At 72.8% G+C, this 24,415-nt stretch carries 20 protein-coding genes; 12 read left to right on the top strand and 8 right to left on the bottom strand.

The window, feature by feature from the left end:
- Positions 1-52: 52 nt before the first annotated feature.
- Complete coding sequence (locus AC0QU1_RS04195) at positions 53-718, bottom strand: response regulator transcription factor (RefSeq protein ID WP_483574587.1); 666 nt, start codon at positions 716-718, stop codon at positions 53-55.
- Between the two features lie 192 nt (positions 719-910).
- On the opposite strand from AC0QU1_RS04195, the gene AC0QU1_RS04190 reads away from it, so the two are divergent.
- From AC0QU1_RS04190 to AC0QU1_RS04160, 7 genes are all read left to right on the top strand, one after another.
- Positions 911-1,591, top strand: coding sequence for an alternate-type signal peptide domain-containing protein (locus tag AC0QU1_RS04190; protein ID WP_483574585.1), 681 nt, complete (start codon positions 911-913; stop codon positions 1,589-1,591).
- Between the two features lie 101 nt (positions 1,592-1,692).
- A complete protein-coding gene (locus AC0QU1_RS04185) occupies positions 1,693-2,892 on the top strand; it encodes a hypothetical protein (protein WP_483574584.1) in 1,200 nt (399 codons plus the stop codon).
- Positions 2,889-3,464, top strand: a complete 576-nt coding sequence (locus AC0QU1_RS04180; RefSeq protein WP_483574583.1) for a signal peptidase I — start codon at positions 2,889-2,891, stop codon at positions 3,462-3,464. The genes AC0QU1_RS04185 and AC0QU1_RS04180 overlap by 4 nt, the downstream gene beginning before the upstream one ends.
- Positions 3,464-4,414, top strand: a complete 951-nt coding sequence (locus tag AC0QU1_RS04175; RefSeq protein ID WP_483574582.1) for a hypothetical protein — start codon at positions 3,464-3,466, stop codon at positions 4,412-4,414. Before AC0QU1_RS04180 ends, AC0QU1_RS04175 begins: the two co-directional genes overlap by 1 nt.
- A complete protein-coding gene (locus AC0QU1_RS04170; RefSeq protein WP_483574580.1) occupies positions 4,411-5,046 on the top strand; it encodes a sortase family protein in 636 nt (211 codons plus the stop codon). Before AC0QU1_RS04175 ends, AC0QU1_RS04170 begins: the two co-directional genes overlap by 4 nt.
- A 165-nt stretch (positions 5,047-5,211) precedes the next feature.
- Positions 5,212-6,417, top strand: a complete 1,206-nt coding sequence (locus AC0QU1_RS04165) for a sensor histidine kinase (RefSeq protein ID WP_483574578.1) — start codon at positions 5,212-5,214, stop codon at positions 6,415-6,417.
- Between the two features lie 73 nt (positions 6,418-6,490).
- A complete protein-coding gene (locus tag AC0QU1_RS04160; protein ID WP_483574576.1) occupies positions 6,491-7,135 on the top strand; it encodes a prepilin peptidase in 645 nt (214 codons plus the stop codon).
- Between the two features lie 91 nt (positions 7,136-7,226).
- Here AC0QU1_RS04160 and guaA read toward each other — a convergent pair whose 3' ends face one another.
- The 4 genes from guaA to AC0QU1_RS04140 form a co-directional block, all read right to left on the bottom strand.
- Positions 7,227-8,819 (bottom strand): glutamine-hydrolyzing GMP synthase, encoded by a 1,593-nt coding sequence (gene guaA, locus AC0QU1_RS04155; RefSeq protein WP_483574574.1) that lies wholly within the window; start codon positions 8,817-8,819, stop codon positions 7,227-7,229.
- Positions 8,820-8,958: 139 nt separating this feature from the next.
- Positions 8,959-10,092: a galactonate dehydratase gene (gene dgoD, locus AC0QU1_RS04150; protein WP_483616382.1), complete on the bottom strand. Its 1,134-nt coding sequence runs from the start codon at positions 10,090-10,092 to the stop codon at positions 8,959-8,961.
- A 176-nt stretch (positions 10,093-10,268) separates the two neighbouring features.
- Positions 10,269-10,883 (bottom strand): 2-dehydro-3-deoxy-6-phosphogalactonate aldolase, encoded by a 615-nt coding sequence (locus tag AC0QU1_RS04145; protein WP_483574572.1) that lies wholly within the window; start codon positions 10,881-10,883, stop codon positions 10,269-10,271.
- A gap of 127 nt (positions 10,884-11,010) precedes the next feature.
- Positions 11,011-12,135 carry a 2-dehydro-3-deoxygalactonokinase gene (locus AC0QU1_RS04140; protein ID WP_483574570.1) on the bottom strand — a complete coding sequence of 375 codons (1,125 nt, stop codon included), beginning with the start codon at positions 12,133-12,135 and terminating at the stop codon, positions 11,011-11,013.
- A 69-nt stretch (positions 12,136-12,204) separates the two neighbouring features.
- Between AC0QU1_RS04140 and AC0QU1_RS04135 the strand changes: the two genes are divergently transcribed.
- Positions 12,205-13,011, top strand: a complete 807-nt coding sequence (locus AC0QU1_RS04135; protein WP_483574568.1) for an IclR family transcriptional regulator — start codon at positions 12,205-12,207, stop codon at positions 13,009-13,011.
- Positions 13,012-13,194: 183 nt separating this feature from the next.
- Here AC0QU1_RS04135 and AC0QU1_RS04130 read toward each other — a convergent pair whose 3' ends face one another.
- Positions 13,195-14,940: an ABC transporter ATP-binding protein gene (locus AC0QU1_RS04130; protein WP_483574566.1), complete on the bottom strand. Its 1,746-nt coding sequence runs from the start codon at positions 14,938-14,940 to the stop codon at positions 13,195-13,197.
- Entirely contained in the window at positions 14,937-16,790 is a 1,854-nt protein-coding gene (locus AC0QU1_RS04125) for an ABC transporter ATP-binding protein (protein WP_483574564.1), read from the bottom strand. The genes AC0QU1_RS04130 and AC0QU1_RS04125 overlap by 4 nt, the downstream gene beginning before the upstream one ends.
- 106 nt (positions 16,791-16,896) lie before the next feature.
- Here AC0QU1_RS04125 and AC0QU1_RS04120 point away from each other — a divergent pair, with 106 nt between their 5' ends.
- On the top strand, positions 16,897-17,304 hold the full coding sequence (locus AC0QU1_RS04120; protein WP_483574562.1) for a DUF3817 domain-containing protein: 408 nt from the start codon (positions 16,897-16,899) through the stop codon (positions 17,302-17,304).
- Positions 17,305-17,376: 72 nt separating this feature from the next.
- Here AC0QU1_RS04120 and AC0QU1_RS04115 read toward each other — a convergent pair whose 3' ends face one another.
- Entirely contained in the window at positions 17,377-18,279 is a 903-nt protein-coding gene (locus AC0QU1_RS04115; RefSeq protein WP_483574560.1) for an SURF1 family protein, read from the bottom strand.
- 175 nt (positions 18,280-18,454) lie between these two features.
- Between AC0QU1_RS04115 and AC0QU1_RS04110 the strand changes: the two genes are divergently transcribed.
- From AC0QU1_RS04110 to AC0QU1_RS04100, 3 genes are all read left to right on the top strand, one after another.
- Positions 18,455-20,944 (top strand): phosphoketolase family protein, encoded by a 2,490-nt coding sequence (locus tag AC0QU1_RS04110; RefSeq protein WP_483574558.1) that lies wholly within the window; start codon positions 18,455-18,457, stop codon positions 20,942-20,944.
- 34 nt (positions 20,945-20,978) lie between these two features.
- A complete protein-coding gene (pta, locus tag AC0QU1_RS04105; RefSeq protein ID WP_483574556.1) occupies positions 20,979-23,072 on the top strand; it encodes a phosphate acetyltransferase in 2,094 nt (697 codons plus the stop codon).
- Between the two features lie 95 nt (positions 23,073-23,167).
- Positions 23,168-24,397, top strand: coding sequence for an acetate/propionate family kinase (locus AC0QU1_RS04100; RefSeq protein WP_483574554.1), 1,230 nt, complete (start codon positions 23,168-23,170; stop codon positions 24,395-24,397).
- The last annotated feature ends 18 nt before the right edge of the window (positions 24,398-24,415 follow it).

The following is a 24,415-nucleotide window of genomic DNA, read 5'->3' as shown; positions in this document are numbered from 1 at the left end:
CCTGCGCCTAAGCCCGGCTGCGCGCGCCGGCCTCGGAGGCCGGGCGCCGGCCTCAGCCGCGCCAGGTGCGGCCCGTCTGCTCCAGGAACGCCAGGACGGCCGCGACGCGCCGGTTGTGGTCCGCCGCGTCAATGCCCAGCCGCTGGTAGATCGCGTTGAGGTGGCTCTCGACCGAGCGCTGGTTGATGCCGATCCGGTCGGCCACGCCCTGGTTGGACCACCCCTCCGCGACGAGCCGCAGCACGTCGAACTGCGCCGGGGTCAGTCCGGCGACGGCGGTGCCGTCGCGCGGCGTCGAGCGCTGGACGAGGTACGGGTCGAGGACCACCTGGCCGTTGGCTGTGGCCACCACGGCGCGGACCAGCACGTCGCGGGCGAAGCTCGAGCGCTTCGACAGGTAGGACCACGGTTTGGGCGCCTCGTCCTGCACCGTCGTGAACAGGCCCATCACGTCCTCGCTGGACAGCAGCATCACCGCCAGGCCGGGGTCGGCACGCTGGAGCTGCAGCCCCAGGGAGACCCCGTTGCCGTCGGGCAGGTTCACGTCGAGCACCGCGACGTCGCTGGTGCCCGGCGTGATCATCAGCCGCGCCTCCTGCACACCGGGCACAGAGTGGACGACGCGGATGGCGCCCTGACCGGTCAGCGTCTCCTCCAGCATGCCCCGGATCAGCGCCTCGTCCTCCACGATGCTCACGCGCGTGACTGGCGTCACCATGCACCCCATTCTCGGCGCCTGGCGTGCGTGCTACCACGCAAACCCGTGCGAGGTTGCCCCGAAGCGCGCCGTCCGGGCGCCGCCAGCCCGGCGAGTCTCTTGGTACGCCCCACGGCGGGGCGGCGAGAACGGGTCACCGCGCTCAGGGCGTTCCGACCGGTCTCGACCAGCAACCAGGTGAAGGAACAGACCATGAACAAGAAGACCAAGGGAATCATCGCCGGTGTCGCGGGCGGCGCGCTGCTGCTCGGTGCGGGCGGCACGTTCGCGCTGTGGTCCGACGGCGAGACCGTCCAGGGCGGCACCATCCAGGCCGGCACGCTGGACGTCTCCGTGAGCGACAGCATGTCGTGGTACGACGCCTCGCAGGACCGGCCCGACGCCTCCGTGATCTGGAGCGACTTCTCCTGGGACGACGTGGACTTCGGCGCCGAGACCACCCTGCCCTCCGGCGTCACCACCGAGTTCGGCTCGCTCTCCGGCGACGTCACCGGCCACTCGATCAACCTGGGGAGCTGGGAGGCCGTGCCGGGTGACTTCGTCCTCGGCGAGGCAACCGTTGAGGCCACCGTGCGGGGCGACAACATCGCGGCCGGCCTCAACGTCGACGTCCCGAGCGGCCTGAGCGGGACCCTCGCCCAGGGCCTCGGGGTGCGGACCGTGGTCGTGGAGGAGGACGGCGCCGGCAACTTCATCCGGGTCCTGAGCTCCGGGACGCTGGGCGACACCGTGAAGCTGGACCTCAACGAGGGCACCACCACCCTGCGTGCCTACGTCGTCGCGAACTTCCCGAGCGGCACCAGCGGCCAGGACCTGATCGACACCTCGGCGACGCTGAGCCAGGTCGACGTCACGCTCAAGCAGATGCGCTGACCGCGTACCAGCAGTCGCGCCCCGCGCGACGCGCCCCGGGCCGGCCCACCAGGCGGCCCGGGGCACGCCCGCACCAGCCTCACGTCAAGGAGTGATCCACCATGAAGCACGCGCTCAGCCTCGCCGCGGGCGCGCTGACGGCAGCCCTGGTCCTGAGCGGGACCGGCACCACCGCGGCGGCCTGGAGCGACGGGGCACGGGTCGACGGCGGCACCATCACGGCGGGCAGCCTCGACGTCTCCGTCACACGTTCGGACCAGCCCGCCGCGCGCAAGTACGTCTCGACCTTCTCGTACACGGTCTCGGCGCAGGTCGCCGGCGACAACCTCGCCTCGGTCCTGCGGCTCCGCTTCGACGAGGACACCGACGTCGACGTGTCGGACGGCGTGCCCACGTCCGTGAGCATCGAGCTCGGCGACCACGGCCTGACCGTCGACGGGCGCACCGACGAGCTGGTGGTGGGCGTCGTCCCGGAGGGCGGCACCTGGCCGGGTTCCACGGACCTGCCCGTGGTCGAGGCGGTCGACGGGACCGTCGAGGTCCCCGTCACGTTCGCCGTCACGCAGGTCACGAGGGCCAGCGGCGCCGCGGTCCCCTCCTTCCTCTTCGGGGGAGGCGACCTTGTCGCGACGCTCGACCAGATCAGATCCGGCTCGGACGACACGGCGGACGCGGGACGCTGGAGCGACGACGACTCGGCGGCCGTCCCGTCGATCGGCACGGTCTCGGCGTCGGCGCTCGCCGCCGACTCGGCCGCGGGCGACACGAGCCCGGAGCCGTCCGAGGGCGGCGCCGACAGCACGTCGGAGGGCACGGACACGTCGGGGGCGTCCGAGGACGACGAGGCGACGTCGTCCCAGGGCAGTGAATCGACGTCGACCGAGGACGACGGGGCGACGTCATCCCCGAGCGACGAGGCGGAGTCTGTCGAGGAGTCGGCCTCGCCGGAGTCCGACGGGCAAGCCGAGCAGGACTCGGAGCCCGCACAGGATTCGGAGCCGGCCCAGGAGCCGGAGTCCGCGCAGGAGCCGGAGTCAGCGGATGACGCTGGGTCGGCGGACGATGCGGCGCCGGCGGAGGACGCGCCGGCCGATACCGCGGACCGCGACGCCCAGCCCGAGTCCGACGTCGTACCGGAGCCCGACTGGGCGCAGGACCTGCGCGCCGTCCTAGACCACGCCGGCATCGATGTCAAGACCGTCGACCCCACCGAGCTGCCCGCCGAGATCGAGGAGTGGGCCGCCGCGAACGAGGTCCCGGTGGCCGAGATCGTCGCCTGGCTCGAAGGGAGCACGTCATGACGACGCAGACGACGACCCAGCCCCAGAGCGTCCCGGCCGCGCGCCGGCGCACCGTGGGCGGCACGGTCGCCTCCGTGCTGCTCGGCGTGGTCATGGTCGCCATGCTCGCCCTCGCGGGGGCCGCGATCGTGGTCCCCAAGATCCTCGGCGCCACCCCGCTCACGGTGCTGACCGGCTCGATGGAGCCCCTCTTCTCGCCCGGCGACGTCGTCGTGGTGCGGCCGGTCGAGCCGGCGGACGTCGAGGTCGGCGACATCATCACGTTCCAGCCCGTCTCCGACGACCCCACGCTGGTGACCCACCGGGTGGTCGAGGTCGCATGGGGCGGCGAGGGGGTCGCCGGCTTCGTCACGCGCGGTGACGCCAACGGCACCGACGACGATCCCATCGTCCCCGGCCAGGTGATGGGCCGGGTCGTGTACTCCATCCCGATGGTCGGCCACGCCACCAACGTGTCGTGGGGCCCGACCGCCGTGACCGTCGGCGCGATCGGCCTCATCCTGTACGGCGTCGTGTCGATAGTGACGCCGGACCGTTCCCGGCGCGCCGACCGACGAGAGCAGGCCCAGTGATGTCCACCCACCGCATCCGATACGCGACCATCGCGCTGGCGACCGCGCTCGCCGTCGGCGGCACCGGAACCGCCGCCCAGGCCGCTGCGAGCACCGGCGGCACCACGCCGTCGGCCGTGACGCAGACCGTCGCGAGCGAGAACCCGGCTCCCGCAACCGTGGAGCGAGCCGACGACGGGACGGTCCTGGTGCGCCTGAGCGGGGCGGTCAGGTCCACCGACTCGATCGTCGTGGACGGCTCGCTCCTCGGGGAGCTCGTGGTCGTCCCCGGCGACTCGGGGCGGTCGACCATCCGCGTACGCAACGAGGGGCCGACGTCGGGCACGCTCACCGCGAGCATCGTCAACGCCGTGGCGCACCGCAATCCCACCGACCCCGCCTGGATCGACGACAGCTTCTACGACGACCTCACCATCAACGGGATCCCCGCCGCCGAGCTGGAGGGCGGCACGACGGTGGTCCACGAGGCCGAGCTGGCGCGGGGCGCGACCGTCGACGTCCCGGTGAGCTTCGAGTTTCCCGTCGAGGCCACGAGCGGCAACCACGCCCTCGTCGGCGAGCGGGTGTTCTCCTTCGACGTCAGCCTGCGGATCGTCGGGGACACGCCCGGCGGGGGCGATGGCGGACAGGGGGACGGCGGACAGGGCGGCGCCGGGCAGGGCGGCGGGACTGCCCAGGGTGACGGCTCCGGCGGAGCCGCCGACGCCGACACCGGCAGCGGCAGCGGCACTGACACCGGCACCGGCACGGACGAGAGCACGGACCAGACCGACGACTCGGCCGCCACGGCCGACGGCTCGGGGATCGTCGCGGACACGGGCGGAGACGCCTTCTCGGACGGACGGACGTGGCTGCTGCTGGTCGCCGCCGCCCTGACCGCACTGGCCGGGGTGAGCGCACGGATGCTGCGCCGCCGGGCGCGGCCGGCGACCGTCGAGGTGCACCGGTGAGGGGCTGGGTCCGCCGCATCCTGGGCGGCGCCCTCACGGTCGCCCTCGTCGGCGCCGCGGCGACGGCGTGGGTCGCGCTGGGCGAGGACCCGGCCTGCGACACCGCCTACCGCGACCTCGACGGACGCTGCGCCGTGCTCGACGAGGCACCCGACGTCGCGGCGGCCGACCCGCGGCCCACGGGAGGCCGGTTCCAGGCGCCGGCCCAGGACCTGGACGTCCCGCTGGTCGAGATGTCGGCGGGCGCCACGCTCAACCCGCCCACCCTGACCGACGCGTTCCTCCTCCGCGACGCCGACCGCACCTCAGCGGACGGCACCCGGGCCCGCGTCGTCGCCATGCACGCCGTGCGCGAGGGCCGCGCGCCCGGGAACGCGTTCTTCGAGCCCGGCTCGGCCGAGCCGGCCGTGCTCGTCCAGCCCGGTGACCCGCTCGTGGTCGACCGCGTGGCCTACGTCGTCACCGGCGCCGAGGTGCTGGACAAGAACAAGACGGCCGATGCGCCGAGCGTGTGGGGCTACCACCCCGACGGGGACGACCGGCTCGTCGTCATCACCTGCCTGCAGCGGTATGGCACCACCGGCTTCGCCACCGAGAACCTCGTCGTGCACGCGGTGCGGTCGGCGGCGTAGGTCCCTGGCGTCGCCGTCGGCGGCTTGGCGTGCGAGCCTGAAGACAGTCCTGGTCCAAGCGCCGCCCGCGCCCGCGCGGCGCCATATCCCGGGGAGAAAACCATGCCCGCCGAGCGGCCCGACGAGCCCGGACGCTTCAGCGCCCCCGAGTCCGAGGGGTAGCCCGTGGTGCGCGAGGGCGAGCGGACGCCGCAACGACGCACGGCGGCGTCCGTGCTGCCGTCCAAGTCCCGCGACCGGGTCGCGCTGTTCTTCGCCGCGCTCAACTTCGTCGTCTTCGCCCTGCTCAGCCTCGCCCAGTGGGCGGGCTGGGGCGGCCTGGCGACCGCAGGGCGCGGGCGCGGCCTCCTCGGCGTCGCGGCCGAGGGGCTGGCGCTCACGATGGTGAATCTCGCGTTCGGGCTGCTCGTCATCGTCGGGGCCTTCGCGCTGCGGCCGATGTCCCGCACGTGGTCGGCCCGGATCGTCGGCACAGCGGTGGTCTCGGCGGTCGCGGCGGTGGCGCGCGTCGTGGCGCTGCTGGCGCTCGGCACGACGCCGTCGAACTATCTCTATCTCGCGGTGGAGTGGGCGGTCGGGATGGTCACGGGTGTAGTCGCCGTCGTCATGGCCCTGGTCGCCGCCGTGCTGATCGACCGGGCGCGCACCGAGGAACGCCGTCGGCAGGAGGAGCACGCCCGGGCCGCGCGGGCCGTGGACGAGCTGCAGGCCGAGGAGCTGCGCGTGCGCCGCATGGTCGCCGACGAGCTGCACGGCACGCTGCAGCACCGCCTCGTCACGGTGACCGCGGGCCTGGACCAGCTCGCCGACCGGCTCGCCACCCAGGGCGACAAGCACGCGGCCGCCGACGTGCGGGAGTGGGCCGAACGCCTGGAGGAGGTGCGCGAGCAGGACGTGCGCTCCCTGAGCCACGCCGTCTTCCCCAGCGGCGCCAACCTCGGCGCGGTGCAGGCGATCGAGATCATGCTCGGCCGGCTGCCCACGACGATCAGGACGTCGGTCACGCTGGGCCCCGGCTACGGCCGGCTCGTCGCGCGGGACCCGAGTCCCATCCCGGTCGCCGAACGCCTGGTCGCCGTCTACACGGTCGAGGAGGCCGTGACCAACGCGCTCAAGCACGGGCACGCGCACGCGGTCCATGTGCACGCGGACGCCCGCCTGGACCCGGCGTCCGGCCGGTGGGTCTTCGACGTCCGGGTGGACGACGACGGCGCGGGCCCGCCGACGCCGTCCCCGCCGCTGCGCGGCCTGGAACGGCACCGGTCCCGGATCGAGGGCCGCGGCGGCAGCCTGGAGCTGACGACGACGCCGGAGGGCGGCGGACGGCTGCACTTCACGCTGCCGTTCGCGAGGCAGGACGGCGGACCATGACGCCCGCCGGGGGCACGCCGCTGCCGGCGCGGCTTCTGGTGCGTCGGCGTGGCGCCGCGGTTAGCCTCCGGGGGTGAGCCCCAGCGACCCGGCGGCCCCCAGCGACCCGGCGGTGACGAGCCCGGCCGAGCCCTTCGTCGTCCGGCAGTACATGCGTGCCCGGGCCGAGGTGGCGCCGTACGCGCGGACGATCGGCGTCGTCGCCGTGGTGGCCGCCGGGTGGGCGATCTGGGCGAGCGGGCCGGGCTGGCTCACGCCGGCGTACCTCGTGCTGGCCGTCGTAGGGGCGGCGCTCGGAGTGATCGACGCGCACACCCACCGGCTGCCGAACGCGCTCGTGTTCCCCCTGACCTGGGCGACGGCGCTGCTGCTCACCGTGGCCGCCCTCGGCACGGGGGCGTGGGGGTCGCTCGGCCGGGCCGCGCTGGGCGCGCTCGCGTTCTTCGCGCTCTACCAGGTGCTCTACCTGGTGGCCCCGAGCGGCGGCGTCGGGTACGGCGACGTCAAGCTCGCCCTGAGCCTTGGCGCGGTGCTGACGTGGCACTCGTGGGGCACGCTCCTGGTCGGCGTGTTCGCCGCGCACCTCCTGGCGGGCGTGGTCGCGATAGTCCTGCTGCTCGGGCGGCGGGCGGGCTGGAAGACGGGCATCGCGTTCGGGCCGTACCTGCTGCTCGGCACCGTCGTCGGGCTGACGTGGGCGCGGCTCGTGGGCTGGTAGCGCCCGCCGCCCGTGACGCCCGTCGGCCGGTGAATCGACCCCTGGAAACGACCGCGGCCCCGCTCCCGGTCGGGAGCGGGGCCGCGGGACGTCACTCCCACTCGATGGTGCCCGGCGGCTTGCTCGTCACGTCGAGCACCACGCGGTTGACCTCGCGCACCTCGTTGGTGATGCGCGTCGAGATGGTGGACAGCACGTCGTAGGGCAGGCGCGTCCAGTCCGCCGTCATCGCGTCCTCGGACGAGACCGGGCGCAGCACGATCGGGTGGCCGTAGGTGCGGCCGTCGCCCTGGACGCCCACCGAGCGGACGTCGGCGAGCAGCACCACCGGACACTGCCAGATCTCGTTGTCCAGGCCGGCCTTCGTCAGCTCCTCGCGGGCGATCGCGTCGGCGCGGCGCAGGACCTCCAGCCGCTCGGCCGTGATCTCGCCGACGATCCGGATGCCCAGGCCCGGGCCGGGGAACGGCTGCCGCGAGACGATCTCCTCGGGCACGCCCAGCTCGCGGCCGACCGCGCGGACCTCGTCCTTGAACAGGGTGCGCAGCGGCTCGACCAGCTCGAACTGCAGGTCGTCGGGCAGGCCGCCCACGTTGTGGTGGCTCTTGATGTTGGCAGCACCCTCGCCGCCGCCGGACTCGACGACGTCCGGGTACAGCGTGCCCTGCACGAGGAACTTGACCTCCTCGCCGTGCGCGCCGGCGTCGGCGACGATGTCGCGCTGCGCGTCCTCAAACACGCGGATGAACTCGCGGCCGATGATCTTGCGCTTGGTCTCCGGGTCGCTCACGCCCGCGAGCGCCGTCAGGAACCGCTCCTTCTCGTCGCGGATGACGAGGTTCACGCCGGTCGCCGCGACGAAGTCCCGCTCGATCTGCTCCACCTCGCCGGCCCGCATGAGGCCGTGGTCCACGTGCACGCAGGTGAGCTGGTCGCCGACGGCCTGCTGCACGAGCGCGGCGGCGACGGCGGAGTCGACGCCGCCGGACAGCGCGCAGATGACGCGGGCGTCACCGATCTGCGCCTTGATGGCCGCCACCTGGTCGGCGATGACATTGCCGGGCGTCCAGTCGGGGGCCAGCCCCGCGCCGTCGTACAGGAAGTGCTCGAGGACCTGCTGGCCGTGCGCGGAGTGCCGCACCTCGGGGTGCCACTGCACGCCGTACAGGCGGCGCCGGGTGTCCTCGAAGGCGGCGACGGGCGAGCCGTCCGACGTCGCGAGCACCTCGAAGCCGACCGGGGCCTTGTGCACGGCGTCGCCGTGGCTCATCCAGGCCGTCTGGTGCTCGGGGGTGTCGGCGAGCAGCACGCCGGAGGTGCACACCTCGACCTCCGTGCCGCCGAACTCGCTCAGCCCGGTCTGCGCCACCTCGCCGCCGAGCGCCTGCGCCATGGCCTGGAAGCCGTAGCAGATGCCCATGACGGGCACGCCGGCCTCGAACAGCTTGGGGTCCACGAACGGGGCACCCGCCGCGTACACGGACGAGGGCCCGCCGGACAGGATGATGGCCGCCGGGTCCTTGGCGAGCATCTGCTCGACGGTCCAGGTGTGCGGCACGATCTCCGAGTACACCTTGGCCTCGCGCACGCGGCGCGCGATCAGCTGGGCGTACTGTGCGCCGAAGTCGACGACGATGACCGGGCGAGGGGTCTGCGGCTGGCTGTCAGGGGCGGTGGACGACACGCGGCAAGTCTATGTGCCCGGCGTCGGCCCGGCGCCCCACGGCGGAGTTACGTCCCGCACGTCCGGCGCCTGGTATGCGCGCGGTATGCCGGACGCCGGGGCGGCGGGCACGGGCGGGCCCGGGCGGCCAGACCGGCGGTCACCACTCGGCGAACGAGCCGTCGTCGTGCCGCCAGACCGGGTTGCGCCAGCGGTGCCCCTCCGCCGCCCGCTCGCGCACGTAGTCCTCGTTCACCTCGATGCCGAGGCCCGGGCCGCGCGGGATGGTGACCGACCCGCCGGAGTAGGCGAACACGCCCGGGTCGATGAGGTAGTCGAGCAGGTCGTTTCCGGTGTTGTAGTGGATGCCGAGGCTCTGCTCCTGGATCACCGCGTTGTACGCGACGGCGTCGAGCTGCAGGCAGGCCGCGAGCGCGATCGGGCCGAGCGGGCAGTGCGGGGCGACGGCGATGTCGTAGGCCTCGGCCATGGCCGCGATCTTGCGCACCTCGGTGATGCCGCCCGCGTGGGAGAGGTCGGGCTGGATGACGTCGACCACGCCCGAGGTGATCACGTTCTTGAAGTCCCACCGGGAGTACAGCCGCTCCCCGAGGGCGATCGGCGTGGTCGAGCTCCGCAGCACGTCGGCGATCCCGTCCACGTGCTCGGACAGCACGGGCTCCTCGACGAACATCAGGTGGTAGGGCGCCAGCGCGTCGAGCAGCACCTTGGCCATGGGCCGGTGCACGCGCCCGTGGAAGTCGACGCCGATGCCGACGTCCGGCCCGACGGCCTCCCGGACCGCCGCGACGTTGGCGACCACCTTCTCCACCTTGTCGCGCGAGTCGAGGTACTGCAGTTCCTCCGGCCCGTTCAGCTTGACGGCCGAGAAGCCCCGCTCGACGGCGTCCTTCGCCTGGGCGGCGGTCTCGGCGGGCCGGTCGCCGCCGATCCAGGAGTAGACCTTGATGCGGTCGCGCAGGCGCCCGCCGAGCAGGTCGTGCACCGGGACGCCGAGGGCCTTGCCCTTGATGTCCCAGAGCGCCTGGTCGATCCCGGCCAGGGCGCTCATGTGGATGCCGCCACCCCGGTAGAACCCGGACCGGTACAGGACGGTCCAGTGCTCCTCGATGCGGCGGGGGTCCTTGCCGACCAGGTAGTCGGAGAGCTCCTCGACGGCGGCCGCGACGGTCGCGGCGCGGCCCTCCAGCACGGGCTCGCCCCAGCCGACGATGCCCTGGTCGGTCTCGATCTTCAGGAAGAGCCAGCGCGGGGGGAGGACGAAGGTCGTCATCGACGTGATCTTCACGGGGTGCCTTTCGCTTTCATGGCGTCGTGCTTGGCGGGCTTCGCCGGTACTTGGCGACGTTTTCGCAGGTGGACCGGGTTGTGTCGGGGTCTGGAGTCGTGACTGTCCTTCGGGTCGTGACGCGCCTTCGGGTCATGCCAGGAACTGGGTTTGTGGCGGGCCTAGCCGGCGGACTGCGCCCAGATCCGGACGTACTCGGCGGCCCGCACGCCGACGGCGTCCGCGGCGTCGCCAGGACGGTAGAGGGAGGTCCCGATCCCGGCGCCCGACGCGCCCGCCCGGGCCCAGTCCGCCAGGTTCCCGGCGTCGACCCCGCCGACGGGGACCAGTCCGGTGTCCGGGGGCAGGACGGCGGCCCAGGCCCGCATCCCGGAGATGCCGACGGCGGTGCTGGGGAAGAGCTTGATCGCCCGAGCGCCCGCGTCCAGCGCGGCGAACGCCTCGGTGGGCGTTACCGCCCCCGGGTAGCTGTCGAGCCCGAGCCGGACCGTCTCGGCAACGACGTCGGCCCGCGTGTTCGGCGAGACGATCAGCGAGGCCCCGGCGTCGGCGGCCCGGCGGACGTCGTCCGGGGTGAGCACGGTGCCGGCGCCGACCCTTCGGCCCGCCGGTCCGGCGGCGCGGATCCGGCTGATCGACTCCAGCGGGTCCGGGGAGTTGAGCGGCACCTCGACGGCGTCGAACCCCGCGGCGAAGACCGCCTCGGCGACCGCGACGGCGTCGGCGGGGGTGATGCCGCGCAGGATGGCGACCAGGCCGGTGGGGCGGGGGGTCATGGGAGCTGCTCCTGTGTGGTCGGACGGGAGGTCATAAGAACTGCTCCTGTGTGGTCGGGAGAACGGTCGCGGAAGCTGCCCCGTGCGAACGGTCGCGGAGGCTGCCTCTGTGCGGACGGTCGCGAGGTCACGAGAACTGCTCCTCTGCGGTCAGGAGGGCGGTGGCGAGGCCGGCGTCGAGGGCGACGCGCCAGAGGCCGCGGGCGGCGACGTCCTCGTCCACGGTGCGGACGGATACACCCTCGCGCTCCAGCGCGAGGCGATAGCGGTGCGCCGTCGACGCCGAGCCGCACAGGGTGACGGCGCCCGACGGGGTGCCGCGGAGCGCGTGCCGGACCTCAGCGCCGATCAGCAGCCCCGAGACGTAGTCGGCCACCTCGGCGGGTTCGAGCCGTCCGGCCAGCACGAGCGTCCGGGCCGTGAACAGCAGCGCAGGCAGCCCGCGCTCGTCCCCGCGCGCGGCCTCGGTCTCGAGCCCGCGTGTGAAGGCATCCGATACTTCAGGGCCGACGTCGGCCGACATCGCCAGGCGCGCGAGGATGCTGTCCCGCATCAGCAGGCCGTAGAGCTCGCCGGTCATGGCGGTGGTGAAGCCCGTGACACGGGCGCCGTCGAGCCGGACCCACTTCGAGTGGGTCCCGGGGAGCACCACGGTTTGCGGGTGGTCCGCGATCCCGGGGCTGTTCGCCTCGGTCGCGAGCGCCCCGAGAAGCTGGACCTCCTCGCCGCGCATGACGTCCGGGTCCGGACCCGTGGCCCGCAGACCGGGAACGATGTGGACGACGGAGTCGCCGGCGGGCACGACCGTCAGCCGGTCGGCGAGTCCGCTGAGCTCCGCCGGGACGTCGAGGTACCCGGCCTCGGCCCAGCCGTGGTTCGACCCGGCCATCCCGGCGCACAGGACGGGGATGCCGGGATGTTCGCCGAGCCAGGGCTCGCACAGCCGCGCGAACGTCTCTTCGAACGCGGCGGCCCGTCGGCGGGCGGCCCATGCGGAGTCGGCACGCGGTGAGTCTGAGGTCGACAAGCCCGCAGGCGCTTCCGCGTAAGCAGCGCTCGGGCGCAGGAAACCGACGCCAGCCGAGTCTGTCCCGACCGAGCCTGACCGTGCCGAGACCGTGAGGGCACCGTCGGAGGTCCGCACGCGGTCGAGCACGCGGCCCGCGCCGTCCAGGAGCCAGGCACGGAACGTCGTGGTGCCCCAGTCGATGGCCACCAGCGCGGCGTCGCGCCTCGATCCGTCGTCAGCCATGTTCTGGACCGTAGAGGCGGGATCCCGACTATACGAACCTCGTCCCTATTATCGGGATACGGTATGCCGATGGTCACCCCGCCCGACAGCACCACGCCGTCCGGCCACGCTCCGCCGGGCACACAGACCCTCGCGCGCGGCATCGCCGTCGTCAACGCCGTCGCGCGCGGCCGGACCCGCCTGCGCGACATCGCCGAGGAGACCGGGGTCGGGCGCAGCACCACCCACCGCCTGCTCCAGCTCCTCCTGGCGACGGGCTACCTGCGACAGCTCGACGACGGCGCCTACGCGCTCGGGCCTGCCCTCATCGAGCTCGGCTACCAGGCGCTGCAGGAGAACCCGGTGACCGGTGTGGCCGCGCCGGTGCTGCGCGCCCTCGCGGAACGGGTGCACGACACGGTCCACCTCGCCATCGAGGACCGAGGGCAGGTGCTGTACCTCGACAAGATCCCGGGAACGCGCGGCGCGGTGATGCGCTCGCAGATCGGGCACCGCATGCCGCTGACCCGCACGGGGATCGGCAAGGCGCTGCTCCTCGACAGCCCGGGGCGGTGGAGCGAGCAGTTCCTCGCCGAGCGGCCGGCGGGCGCCGGGCACGGCCTGGAGCACGACGTGCTCACCGCCGACTCGTTCGTGCAGGTCATGGAGGCTTCGGCCGGCCGAGGGGTGACCTTCGACCTGGAGGAGAACGAGCTGGGCATCCTCTGCGTGGCCGCGCCGGTGCGCGACACGTCGGGCTCGATCGTCGCGGCAATCAGCGTCACGGCAACCCGCCCGTACATGCCGCCGGAACGCCTGGACACGCTCGCCCCGATCGTGCAGGACGCCGCCGCCCGCATCTCGGCATCCCTGGGCTGGCACCCACCTCAGAACTAACCCCTTCGGGGCCAGGACTACCCCTCGGGGCCCGCTGAGGTCGGTAGTTGGCATCGAGATCGGTCCAGGCCTGTGCCGATCTCGATGCCAACTACCGACCTCGGTGCCAACTGCCGAAGTCCAACCGGCGGAGTCAGTGCACAGGGCCCAAGCCGCAAGGGCACACCTCCGGCAGACGGCCGACTACTCGTGCTGCCAGCTGTGCCAGAGCTTGGCGTAGTCGCCGCCCGCCGCGACCAGTTCGTCGTGCGGGCCGATCTCGGTGATGCGGCCGTCGTCGAGCACGGCGACGCGGTCGGCGTCGTGCGCGGTGTGCAGGCGGTGGGCGATCGCCACGACCGTGCGCCCCTCGAGCACGCCGTTGAGCGAGCGTTCCAGGTGCCGGGCCGCACGCGGGTCGAGCAGCGACGTCGCCTCGTCGAGCACGAGCGTGTGCGGGTCGAGCAGCACCAGCCGCGCGAGCGCCACCTGCTGCGCCTGCGCCGGGGTGAGCTTGTACCCGCCGGAGCCGACCTCGGTGGCCAGGCCCTCGTCGAGCGCCTCGACCCACCCGTGCGCGTCCACCGCGCGCAGCGCGTCCATCAGCTCGTCGTCGGTCGCGTCGATCTTGGCCAGCCGCAGGTTGTCCGCCAGCGAGCCCACGAACACGTGGTGCTCCTGCGTCACGAGCGCTACGTGCTTGCGCAGGTCCTCCAGCGGCAGGTCCACGAGCGGCACGCCGCCGACCTTCACCGTGCCGCCCGTGGGCGGGTGGATGCCGGCCAGCATGCGGCCGAGGGTCGACTTGCCGGAGCCAGACGGCCCGACGATCGCCAGCCGCTCCCCCACCCTGAGGTCGAGGTCGATCCCGTGCAGCACGTCGGTGCCCTCGCGGTAGGCGTAGCGCACGCCGGCGCCGCGCACCTGCTCGTCCCCGGGGACCGTGTCGCCGGCCGTGCGGTCCGCCGTCACCAGCCGGACGCCGATGATGCGCGACAGGGACGTGGCGGCCACCTGGATCTCGTCCAGCCAGAAGATGAGCTCCCAGACCGGACCCTGGAGCTGGTAGGTGTACATGACGATCGTGGCGACCATGCCGATGGTCACCGTGCCCTCCGAGGCCAGGAACCCGCCCCAGACCAGCACCGCGATGGGCGCGATCATGAACGCGAAGTCCACGCCCGGGAACAGCACGGTCCGCAGGTTGAGCGTCCCGCGCTCCGCCTCGAAGGCCTCGTGCAGGTCGTCGTCGCCGCGCGTGGTACGGCGGCGGCCGATCTTCAGCGCGTCGATGGTGCGTGCACCCTCGACGGACTCCGTGACGGTGCCGTCGAGCCGGGCGTACGCCGCCGACTCCCGCTGGTAGGCGGGCGTGGCCCGCTTGAGGTACCAGCGGGCCACCGCGACGAGCACCGGCACGCCGACGAACATGGCGATCGCCACGAGCGGCGACACCACCACGCTGGCCGCCGACGTCAGCACGAGCGTCACGACGGCGATCACCAGCCGCGGCACGCCGAAGCGCACGGCGTTCTGGATGCGGCTGATGTCCCGCGTGGTGCGGGCGATGAGGTCGCCGGTCCCCGCGGTCTCGACCGTCGACAGCGGCAGGGACGTGACGGTGTCGACGAACTCCTCGCGCATGTCGGCGAACACCGTCTCGCCGAACACCATGGCGCGGCGCTGCGCGAACCGCGTGATGACCGACTGCAGCACCACCGCGGCGACGGCGACCAGCACCAGGTTCCGCGCCACCTCGAGGGTGGTCCCCCTGGTCACGGCGTCGACGAGCTTGCCGAGCACGTACGGCCCGACGAGCCCGGCGACGGCCGCCACCGTGTTTGCGACCGTGATGATGACCAGGGGCGTCCGGTGCCGGCCGAGCAGCGCGCGGGTGTACCGCCAGGTCTCAGCGGCGTCGGCGATCGGCAGGATCTTTCCTGTGCTCATGCCGCGCCTCCTTCCTGTGCGTTCGCGGCGCCCAGCAGCTCGTCGAGCTCCTGGTCCAGCCCTGTGTCGAGGTCCTCGTCCAGCGAGCGGCCCACCACCCGCCGGTAGCGGGCTGCCTCGCGCCCACCGTCGGCGTCCGTCGGCAGGTCCAGCAGCTCGCGGTGCGTCCCGTGCGTGACGACGTGCCCGTCCTCCAGGAAGATCACGTCGTCCACGTGGTCGAGCACCAGCGGGCTCGCGGTGACGATCAGGGTGGTCCTGCCCCTCCGCCACTCGGTGAGCCGCTGCGCGATCCGCGCCTCGGTGTGCGCGTCGACCGCGGAGGTGGGCTCGATCAGCACCAGGATTTCCGGGTCGGTGAGCAGCGCACGGGCCAGCGCCACCCGCTGCCGCTGCCCGCCGGACAGCGAGCGCCCCTTCTCCGGGATCTCGCCGTCGATGCCGTCGGGCAGCGACTCCAGCACGTCGTGCGCGTCGGCGATGTGCATGGCGCGCAGCAGCGCCTCCGCGTCGGCGGAGTCCCGCACGTCGAGCTCGCCGGCGAGCCGGCCGGAGAACAGCGCGGACGTCGCGTCCGCGACCACTATCCGCTCGCGCAGCTCGTGCTTGTCGAGGTCGGCCAGCCGGACGCCGCCGAGCGTGACCGGGGTGCCGGCCTCCGCCTCGTCGTCGAACCGGCCCATCCGGACCGCCACCTGCGCCGACTCGTCCGGGTCGGCGCTGACCAGCGCGACCACCCGGCCGGACGGCAGCGTGACACCCGTCGTCTCGTCGACCAGCGGTACCCCGGCCGGCGGCATCGCGGCGTCCGACGGCTCGGCACCGGTCGCAGGCACCACCTGCAGCACCTTGACCACCTTGCCCGCCGCCACGTGCGCCTTTGTCACCACGTTGACGGACTGCACCAGCAGGTGCACCGGCCACGACAGGAACGACGCGTACCCGTAGAACGCGACGAGCTGGCCCGTGGTGATCCGGCCGGCGATGGCCTCCGCCGCACCGAGGTACACGACCAGGGCGATGAACAGCCCGGGCAGCAGGATCTGCAGCGCGTCGAGCACCGACTGCGTGCCCGCGACGTCGACCCCGGCCTCCCGGACCTTCTGCGACTGCGCCCGGTACCGGCCCGTGAACACCTTCTCGCCGCCGATGCCGCGCAGGATCCGCAGCCCGGAGACCGTGTCCGCGCCGAGCGTCGTGAGCCGCCCCTGCGCGTCGCGCTGGTGCTTCTGGTGCTTCTGCAGCGGCTTGACCAGCAGCGCGAGAATCGCGGCGACGACCGGCAGGCCGAGCGCGATGACCAGCCCGAGCGTGAGCGACTGGGTGAGCATCAGCACGACCACGATGCCGTACGTGACGACGCTGCCGATGGTCTGCGCCGCGATGCCGAAGACCTCGCCGATCCGCATCGTGTCGTTGGCGACCGACGACACCACCTCGCCCGTCGGCAGCTCCTTGGTGATGTTGTGCCCCGACCGGGCCACCGTGCGCGTCACGAGCTGGGACGTGCGGAAGGCCGCGTGCATCCAGGCCGTGATGTCCCAGCGGTGGCCGATCGCGTTCGAGGCGATCCACGCGAGGCCGACGGCCAGCATCGTGCCCGCCCAGGCCCACGTGGTCCGGCCGAGCCCCGACTCGCTCGCGCTGTCGATGATCCGGCCCAGCAGGAACGGCTGGAAGGCGCTGCAGGCGAACGAGAACATGCCGAACGCCATCGCCACGAGCAGCACCCGGACCTGCTTCCGGGCGAGCCACAGCAGCAGGGTGAGCGGGCCGCGCAGAGGCGGGGTGCCGGGATCGGCGAAGGGGAGGGAGCGCACGACCAACACCGTACGGACGACCACTGACATCGATCCACGCTTTATCCCCAGATGCGAGGATCAGCCCCGGACCGGCGGCGAGAGCCACTGTGGAAGCGACAGAAGGCACCGCGGAGAAGGCATATCCTCGGTGGTTGTGAGTACCCCGCAGACCGCTCCCGAGATCTCCGCCGAGGCAGCCGCCACCGCCATCCGCAAGGCCCGCGGCGCCATGGCCCGCTACCGCTTCATGGCGATCCTGACCGGTGTCATGCTGCTGGTCCTCTGCGTCGAGATGGGCATCAAGTACGGCCTCGGCGCGCTGACCGACGTCGACGGCGTGATGCAGTTCATCGCGTGGGTGCCGTTCGCGCACGGCTGGATCTACGTGGTCTACCTGGTCACCGTCGCCGACCTGTGGTCGAAGATGCGCTGGGGCTTCGGCCGCCTGGCCACGATGGTGCTCGCCGGTGTGGTCCCGGTGATGTCGTTCGTGCTGGAGAAGAAGATCCACGCCGAGGCGGAGGCGAAGCTCGCCGCGCTCGAGGAGCGCTACCTCTCCTGACCCGCGCCGAGCGGCCCCGCTCCGAGCACCCCGCACCAAGCTCCGAGCACCCCGCACCAAACGCCCCGCGCCTCACCCGGCCGGCAGCCCCGCGATCCCTGTGTCGGCCGAGGTGGGCTCGCCGCCCCGGCGCCCGCCGGCCATCTCGTCCCGCACCAGGCGGACCCACAGGAGCACCGCGAACCCGCCGAACACCCACCATTGCAGCGCGTAGAAGACGTTCTGCAGGTTGGCGCCCGAGCCGCCGTCCAGCGTGGGACGGGGCAGGGCGGCGACGCCGCCGTCCTCCGGCGATCCCGGCCCTTCCGTGGCCACGAGGTACCCCGTGTAGATCGGGCCGCCCCACTCGTTGACCAGCGCGCTGAGGGCGATCTGCTCGGTCTGCCCGTCCACCACGGCTGCGCTGCCCGACGTCGACTCGCCCGCCTGCAGCCAGCCCGTCACCGTGGCCTCGCCCCCGGGCAGGACGAGGGCCTCGGCGTCGGCGGGCGACGCGACCCAGCCCTGGACCACCGCGAGCACGGGCGCGCCCGACAGGCCGGCCCAGGACTCGCCGCCCGTGCCGTCGTCGGACACGCGGAAGGGGGTGAGGACGAGGTAGCCCGTGCGCCCCTCCAGGGCGCGGCCGGGGACCAGCAGCGTGCCGGCCGGGTCGTACTCGCCGGCCACCCGGACTTCGCGGCCCACGAGCTCGCCGGGAAAGCTCTGCTGCGGCGCGAGCACGTCGCCGAGCCAGGAGGGCCCCGCCGCCGCTGCCTCCGCCGCCTCCTGCTGCGCGGCCAGCTCGGCGCGCTCGTACGCCCGGTCGAGCTGCCAGGCGCCCAGCCGTCCGCACACGAACGCCGCCAGCACGAACAGGAGCAGCAGCCCGATCATCCGGGGCTGCCGGGCGACCTGGAGGAACGTGCGGCGCTCGGTGGCGGCTTCGGCGTCGCTCACCCGCGGAGCGGGTGTGCTGGGGGCACTGACGGGCATAGCCTCAACGGTAACCGCCGCGGACGGGTCGGACGTACCGGCCACCGGCGTCACCGGTACGTCTGACACGTCACACGCGTGCACCTCTCGCGAACCCGGCGGTTCTGCGTTCGAATGAAAGTGGCAGTCAACCTGGCACCGATCCCGCACGTAACTCGCAGCAGGAGCGTGAGCGATGACGACGACAGCAGCCCCCGACTCCCCCACCACCGCATGGCGCACCACCGGCGTCGCCGAGCTGGAGCCCGCCGACCTGGAGCGGATCGACGCCTGGTGGCGGGCGGCCAACTACCTCTCGGTCGGCCAGATCTACCTCCTGGACAACCCGCTCCTGCGCGAGCCCCTCACCGCGGAGCACGTCAAGCCGCGCCTGCTCGGCCACTGGGGCACGACGCCGGGCCTGAACTTCCTGTACGCGCACCTGAACCGCGCCATCAAGGAGCGGCAGCAGAGCACGGTCTACGTCACGGGCCCCGGCCACGGCGGGCCGGGCTTGGTCGCGTCCGCCTACCTGGACGGCACCTACTCCGAGGTCTACAGCGACATCACCGAGGACACCGAGGGCGTGCGGCGGCTGTTCCGGCAGTTCTCGTTCCCCGGCGGCATCCCGAGCCACGTCGCGCCGGAGACTCCCGGGTCGATCCACGAGGGCGGCGAGCTCGGCTACTCCCTGAGCCACGCCTACGGCGCGGTCTTCGACAACCCCGACCTGCTCGTCGCGGCGATCGTGGGCGACGGCGAGGCAGAGACCGGGCCGCTGGCCACCTCCTGGCACTCGAACAAGTTCCTCAACCCGGCCAAGGACGGCGTCGTGCTGCCGATCCTGCACCTCAACGGCTACAAGATCGCGAACCCCACGGTGCTGGCCCGCATCTCGGAGCAGGAGCTCAACGACCTCATGGTCGGCTACGGCCACAAGCCGTACTTCTTCGACGGCGGCTACGACGACGGCGAGCCGCCGCTGGAGACGCACCGCCGGTTCGCGGCCCTGCTCGACGAGGTGCTCGACGAGATCGCCGCGATCAAAGCCCGCTCCACCTCCGGCGACCTGGCCCGCCCGGTCTGGCCCATGATCGTGTTCCGCACGCCCAAGGGCTGGAGCGGCCCGGCGGAGATCGACGGCAAGAAGACGACGGGGTCGTGGCGCGCGCACCAGGTGCCGCTCGCGAACGCCCGGGACACACCGGAGCACCTGGCGGTGCTGGAGAAGTGGCTCAGGTCCTACCGCCCGGAGGAACTGTTCGACGCCGACGGCCGCGTGCTGCCGGAGATCACCGAGCTGGCGCCCAAGGGCACCCTGCGGATGAGCGCCAACCCGCACACCAACGGCGGGCTGCTGCTCAAAGACCTGCGCCTGCCGGACTTCCGCGACTACGCGGTGGACGTCCCCGTGCCCGGCGGGTCGAGGTCCGAGGCACCGCGCGTGCTGGGCCAGTGGCTCACCGACGTGATCCGGCGCAACCCCGACAACTTCCGCATCTTCGGGCCGGACGAGACGGCGTCGAACCGCCTGCAGGCCGTGTACGAGGCGACGGACAAGCAGTGGAACGCCGAGTACCTCGGCCCCGAGGTGGACGAGCACCTGGCCAGGGCGGGCCGGGTCATGGAGATGCTGAGCGAGCACCAGGTGCAGGGCTGGCTGGAGGGCTACCTCCTCACCGGCCGGCACGGCCTGCTGACCAGCTACGAGGCGTTCATCCACATCATCGACTCGATGTTCAACCAGCACGCCAAGTGGCTCAAGGTCACCAACCACATCCCGTGGCGGCGGCCCATCGCCTCCCTGAACTACCTGCTGTCCAGCCACGTGTGGCGGCAGGACCACAACGGGTTCAGCCACCAGGACCCCGGGTTCATCGACCACGTGGTGAACAAGAAGGCCGAGATCGTGCGGGTGTACCTCCCGCCGGACGCCAACACCCTGCTGTCCACCTACGACCACTGCCTGCGCAGCCGGCAGTACGTCAACGTGGTGGTGGCGGGCAAGCAGCCGGCCCCCAACTTCCTCGACATGCCGACGGCGATCGAGCACTGCACGCGCGGGCTGGGCATCTGGGAGTGGGCGGGCAGCGAGGTGGCGGGCGAGAAGCCGGACGTCGTCCTGGGCTGCGCGGGCGACGTGCCCACGCTGGAGGTGCTGGCCGCGGCCGACATCCTGCGCCGCGAGCTGCCCGACCTCAAGGTGCGCGTCGTGAACGTCGTCGACCTCATGCGGCTGCAGGACGCGACCGAGCACCCGCACGGCCTCACCAACTCCGAGTTCGACGGCCTGTTCACCAACGACCGGCCGGTCGTGTTCGCCTACCACGGCTACCCGTGGCTCATCCACCGCCTCACCTACCGCCGCACAGGCCACGGGCACTGGCACGTGCGCGGCTACAAGGAGGAGGGCACGACGACGACGCCGTTCGACATGGTCATGCTCAACGACCTCGACCGGTACCACCTGGTGATCGACGTCATCGACCGGGTGCCGTCGCTCGGCAGCGCCCAGGCCGGTCTGCGGCAGCGCATGCAGGACGCGCGGCTGCGTGCCCGCGCCTGGACCCGGGAGCACGGCGACGACATCCCGGAGGTGCGCGACTGGGTCTGGCCCGACGCCCAGGACCAGTCCGACGACGGTCAGGTTGACGCTACGCTCGGCACCGGTGGAGACAACGAGTAGCGGTAAATCCCACGAAGTGAACACGGAGCGGCATGTGACCGGCGCAACCCGCAGCATCGTCATCGCGTCCCCCGAGGGCGAGAGCGGAAAGTCGACGGTCGCGCTCGGCGTCCTCGACCTGCTGGTCCGCAAGGGCCAGCGGGTCGGCGTCTTCCGTCCCGTCTCCCGCGCCACCCCGGCGCACGAGGACGAGCGCGACCACGTGCTCGAGCTCCTCCTGGAGCACGACGGCGTGGACATCGCCTACGACGACGCCGTCGGCGTCACCTACGCCGACCTGCACACGGACCCCGAGGCCGCGCTGAGCCGCATCGTGTCGAGGTACCACGACCTCGCCGCGCGCTGCGACTCGGTGGTGGTGCTCGGCACCGACTACACCGACGTCGCCGGGCCCACCGAGCTCTCGTTCAACGCGCGCATCGCCGCGAACCTCGGCGCGCCCGTGCTGCTCGTCGTCTCGGGCCGGGAGCGCACGCCGGAGGGCGTGCGCGCCCTGGCCGACGTGAGCCTCGCCGAGCTGGCGGCCCACCACGCGCAGGCGATCGGGCTGGTGGTCAACCGCGCGGACACGCACAGCGCGCTCGACGTGCGCACGCTGCTGGCCCAGGCGCAGCCCGACCTGCCGGTGTGGACCATCCCCGAGGAGCCGTTCCTCCAGGCCCCGACGGTGGGCCAGCTCCTGGACGCCGTCGGCGGCAAGCTCGTGCTGGGCGACCCGGAGCTGCTGGGCCGCGAGGCACTCGACGTCCAGGTGGGCGCCATGAGCTTCGAGCACCTGCTGGAGCGGCTCACCGACGGCGCCGTCGTCATCACGCCCGGCGACCGCACCGACCTGCTCATCGGCCTGCTCGCGACGCACCTGACGCCGTCGTTCCCCTCACTGGCCGGGATCATCCTGAACGGCGGGTTCTACCCCCAGGGCCGCCCGGCCGAGCTCCTGGAGGCGATGCGCCCCAAGCTGCCGATCATCACGACCGACCTGGGCACCTACCGCGCGGCCCGCGCCGCGGCGACGACCCGCGGCCGGGTGGACAAGGACTCGGCACGCAAGGTGGAGACGGCCCGCGCCCTGTTCGAGCGCAACGTCGACTCCGCCGCCCTCGCCGCCCGCCTCGACCTGCCGCGGCCGCAGGTCGTCACGCCGCTCATGTTCGAGTACCAGCTCATCGAGCGGGCCCGGGCCGACCGGCGGCACATCGTGCTCCCGGAGGGCTCCGACGACCGGATCCTGCGGGCGGCCTCCACGGTGCTCGCCCGGCACATCGCCGACCTCACGATCCTCGGCGATGAGGAGGCGATCCGCGCCCGCGCCGCCGAGCTGGGCCTCGACATCGAGGCCGCCCGCGTGCTGTCCCCGCACGACCCCGGGCACGTAGAGAAGTTCGCCGCCGAGTACGCGCGGCTGCGCGCCCACAAGGGCATGACGGTCGAGCGGGCGCGCGAGATCGTCACCGACGTGTCCTACTTCGGCACGATGATGGTGCACCTGGGCCTGGCCGACGGCATGGTGTCGGGCGCCGCCCACTCGACGGCCCACACCATCCGGCCCTCGTTCGAGATCATCAAGACGAAGCCCGGCACGTCGTCGGTGTCGTCGGTCTTCTTCATGTGCCTGGAGGACCGGGTCCTCGTGTACGGCGACTGCGCGGTCATCCCCGACCCGACGTCGGACGAGCTCGCCGACATCGCGGTCTCCTCGGCCGCCACCGCCACGCAGTTCGGCGTCCAGCCGCGCATCGCCATGCTGTCCTACTCCACCGGCACGTCCGGCACGGGCGCCGACGTCGACAAGGTCCGCACCGCCACCCAGCTCGTCCGCGAGCGCACCCCTGAGCTCGACGTCGAGGGTCCCATCCAGTACGACGCCGCCGTCGACGCGTCGGTCGCCGCGTCCAAGCTCCCCGGGTCCGACGTCGCCGGACGCGCCACCGTGTTCGTCTTCCCCGACCTGAACACGGGCAACAACACGTACAAGGCGGTGCAGCGGTCGGCGGGCGCCGTCGCCGTCGGCCCGGTGCTGCAGGGCCTGAACAAGCCGGTGAACGACCTGTCCCGCGGCGCGCTGGTGCAGGACATCGTCAACACGGTGGCGATCACGGCGATCCAGGCCCAGACCTCCGCTCCCTGACCCTTCGGCCGTGGACGCGGGCAGTGCGCCCGTACCGGCGCGACGTGGCGCACCTCGCACCCGCGGCACTCGGACTTCGTGAAAGGCTCGGTCCTGTGGCAACAGTCCTCGTCCTGAACTCCGGCTCCTCGTCGCTCAAGTACCAGCTCGTCGACCCGGCGTCGGGCGAGGCCGTCGCCGGCGGCATCGTCGAGCGCATCGGCGAGGACGCCGGGTCGACCACGCACCGGTCCGGCGGGGACGAGACGACCCGCGAGGCCCCGGTGCCGGACCACGGCGCGGCCCTGCGGCTCGTGCTCGACCTCTTCGACGAGGTGGGCCCGTCGCTCGACGGGGCGGGCATTGCCGCCGTCGGGCACCGGGTGGTGCACGGCGGCGCCGTCTTCACGGCCCCCACCCTGGTCGACGACGACGTCGTGGCGGCCGTGCGGGACCTGATCCCTCTGGCACCGCTGCACAACCCCGCGGCCGTCACGGGTATGGAGGTGGCGCGCGAGCTGCTGCCGCACCTGCCGCACGTCGCCGTCTTCGACACCGCGTTCTTCGCGCCGCTGCCGGCCCCCGCCGCGACCTATGCGCTGGACCGCAAGGTGGCCGCTGAGCACGGGGTGCGCCGGTACGGGTTCCACGGCACCTCGCACGAGTTCGTGTCCTCCGCGGTGGCCACCCATCCCGCCGTGACCGCGAAGCTGGCCGGGGAGGGCCGCGGCGCCGAGACGCTGCGCCAGGTGGTGCTGCACCTGGGCAACGGGGCGTCGGCGTCGGCGGTGCTCGGCGGCAGGCCGGTCGACACGTCGATGGGGCTCACGCCGCTGGAGGGGCTCGTCATGGGCACCCGGCCCGGCGACCTGGACGCGGGCATCGTGTTCCACCTGGTGCGCGCGGGCCTGTCCGCGGACGACGTCGACACGCTGCTCAACAAGCGCTCCGGGCTGCTGGGGCTGGCGGGGGCCAACGACATGCGCGAGGTGCGCAGGCTGGCCGAGTCCGGCGACGCCGATGCGCGCCTGGCGCTGGAGGTCTACCTGCACCGGCTGCGCAAGTACGTGGGCGCGTACGCGGCGGTGCTGGGCGGCCTCGACGTGCTGACCTTCACCGCGGGGGTGGGCGAGAACGACCACCGGATCCGCTCGGGCGTGGTGCGCGACCTGAAGTTCCTGGGGCTGACGATCGACCCGGCGGCGAACGAGGCCCGCTCGAAGGAGGCCCGCGTGATCTCCGTGGCGCCGGCGGACGCGAACCCCCTCGTCATGGTGGTGCCGACCAACGAGGAGCTGGCGATCGCCCGCCAGGCCACCGCCCTGGTCGAAGGCCAGGGCCGGTAGGGGCTGGGGTCGGTAGGG

It is taken from the genome of Promicromonospora noduliphila (assembly GCF_056951025.1).
Note: the sequence above shows the minus strand (reverse complement) of the source record. Positions and strands in the feature narration are given on the sequence as shown.

Excerpts from the sequence above, each read along its gene's own strand:
- AC0QU1_RS04195 (WP_483574587.1), bottom strand. The coding sequence starts at position 718 with ATGGTGACGCCAGTCACGCGCGTGAGCATCGTGGAGGACGAGGCGCTG.
- AC0QU1_RS04140 (WP_483574570.1), bottom strand. The coding sequence starts at position 12,135 with ATGGCTGACGACGGATCGAGGCGCGACGCCGCGCTGGTGGCCATCGAC.
- AC0QU1_RS04130 (WP_483574566.1), bottom strand. The coding sequence starts at position 14,940 with ATGAGCACAGGAAAGATCCTGCCGATCGCCGACGCCGCTGAGACCTGG.
- AC0QU1_RS04125 (WP_483574564.1), bottom strand. The coding sequence starts at position 16,790 with ATGTCAGTGGTCGTCCGTACGGTGTTGGTCGTGCGCTCCCTCCCCTTC.
- AC0QU1_RS04145 (WP_483574572.1), bottom strand. The coding sequence starts at position 10,883 with ATGACCCCCCGCCCCACCGGCCTGGTCGCCATCCTGCGCGGCATCACC.
- AC0QU1_RS04115 (WP_483574560.1), bottom strand. The coding sequence starts at position 18,279 with ATGCCCGTCAGTGCCCCCAGCACACCCGCTCCGCGGGTGAGCGACGCC.
- AC0QU1_RS04185 (WP_483574584.1), top strand. The coding sequence starts at position 1,693 with ATGAAGCACGCGCTCAGCCTCGCCGCGGGCGCGCTGACGGCAGCCCTG.
- AC0QU1_RS04110 (WP_483574558.1), top strand. The coding sequence starts at position 18,455 with ATGACGACGACAGCAGCCCCCGACTCCCCCACCACCGCATGGCGCACC.
- AC0QU1_RS04180 (WP_483574583.1), top strand. The coding sequence starts at position 2,889 with ATGACGACGCAGACGACGACCCAGCCCCAGAGCGTCCCGGCCGCGCGC.
- dgoD (WP_483616382.1), bottom strand. The coding sequence starts at position 10,092 with ATGACGACCTTCGTCCTCCCCCCGCGCTGGCTCTTCCTGAAGATCGAG.
- AC0QU1_RS04135 (WP_483574568.1), top strand. The coding sequence starts at position 12,205 with ATGGTCACCCCGCCCGACAGCACCACGCCGTCCGGCCACGCTCCGCCG.
- AC0QU1_RS04175 (WP_483574582.1), top strand. The coding sequence starts at position 3,464 with ATGTCCACCCACCGCATCCGATACGCGACCATCGCGCTGGCGACCGCG.
- AC0QU1_RS04190 (WP_483574585.1), top strand. The coding sequence starts at position 911 with ATGAACAAGAAGACCAAGGGAATCATCGCCGGTGTCGCGGGCGGCGCG.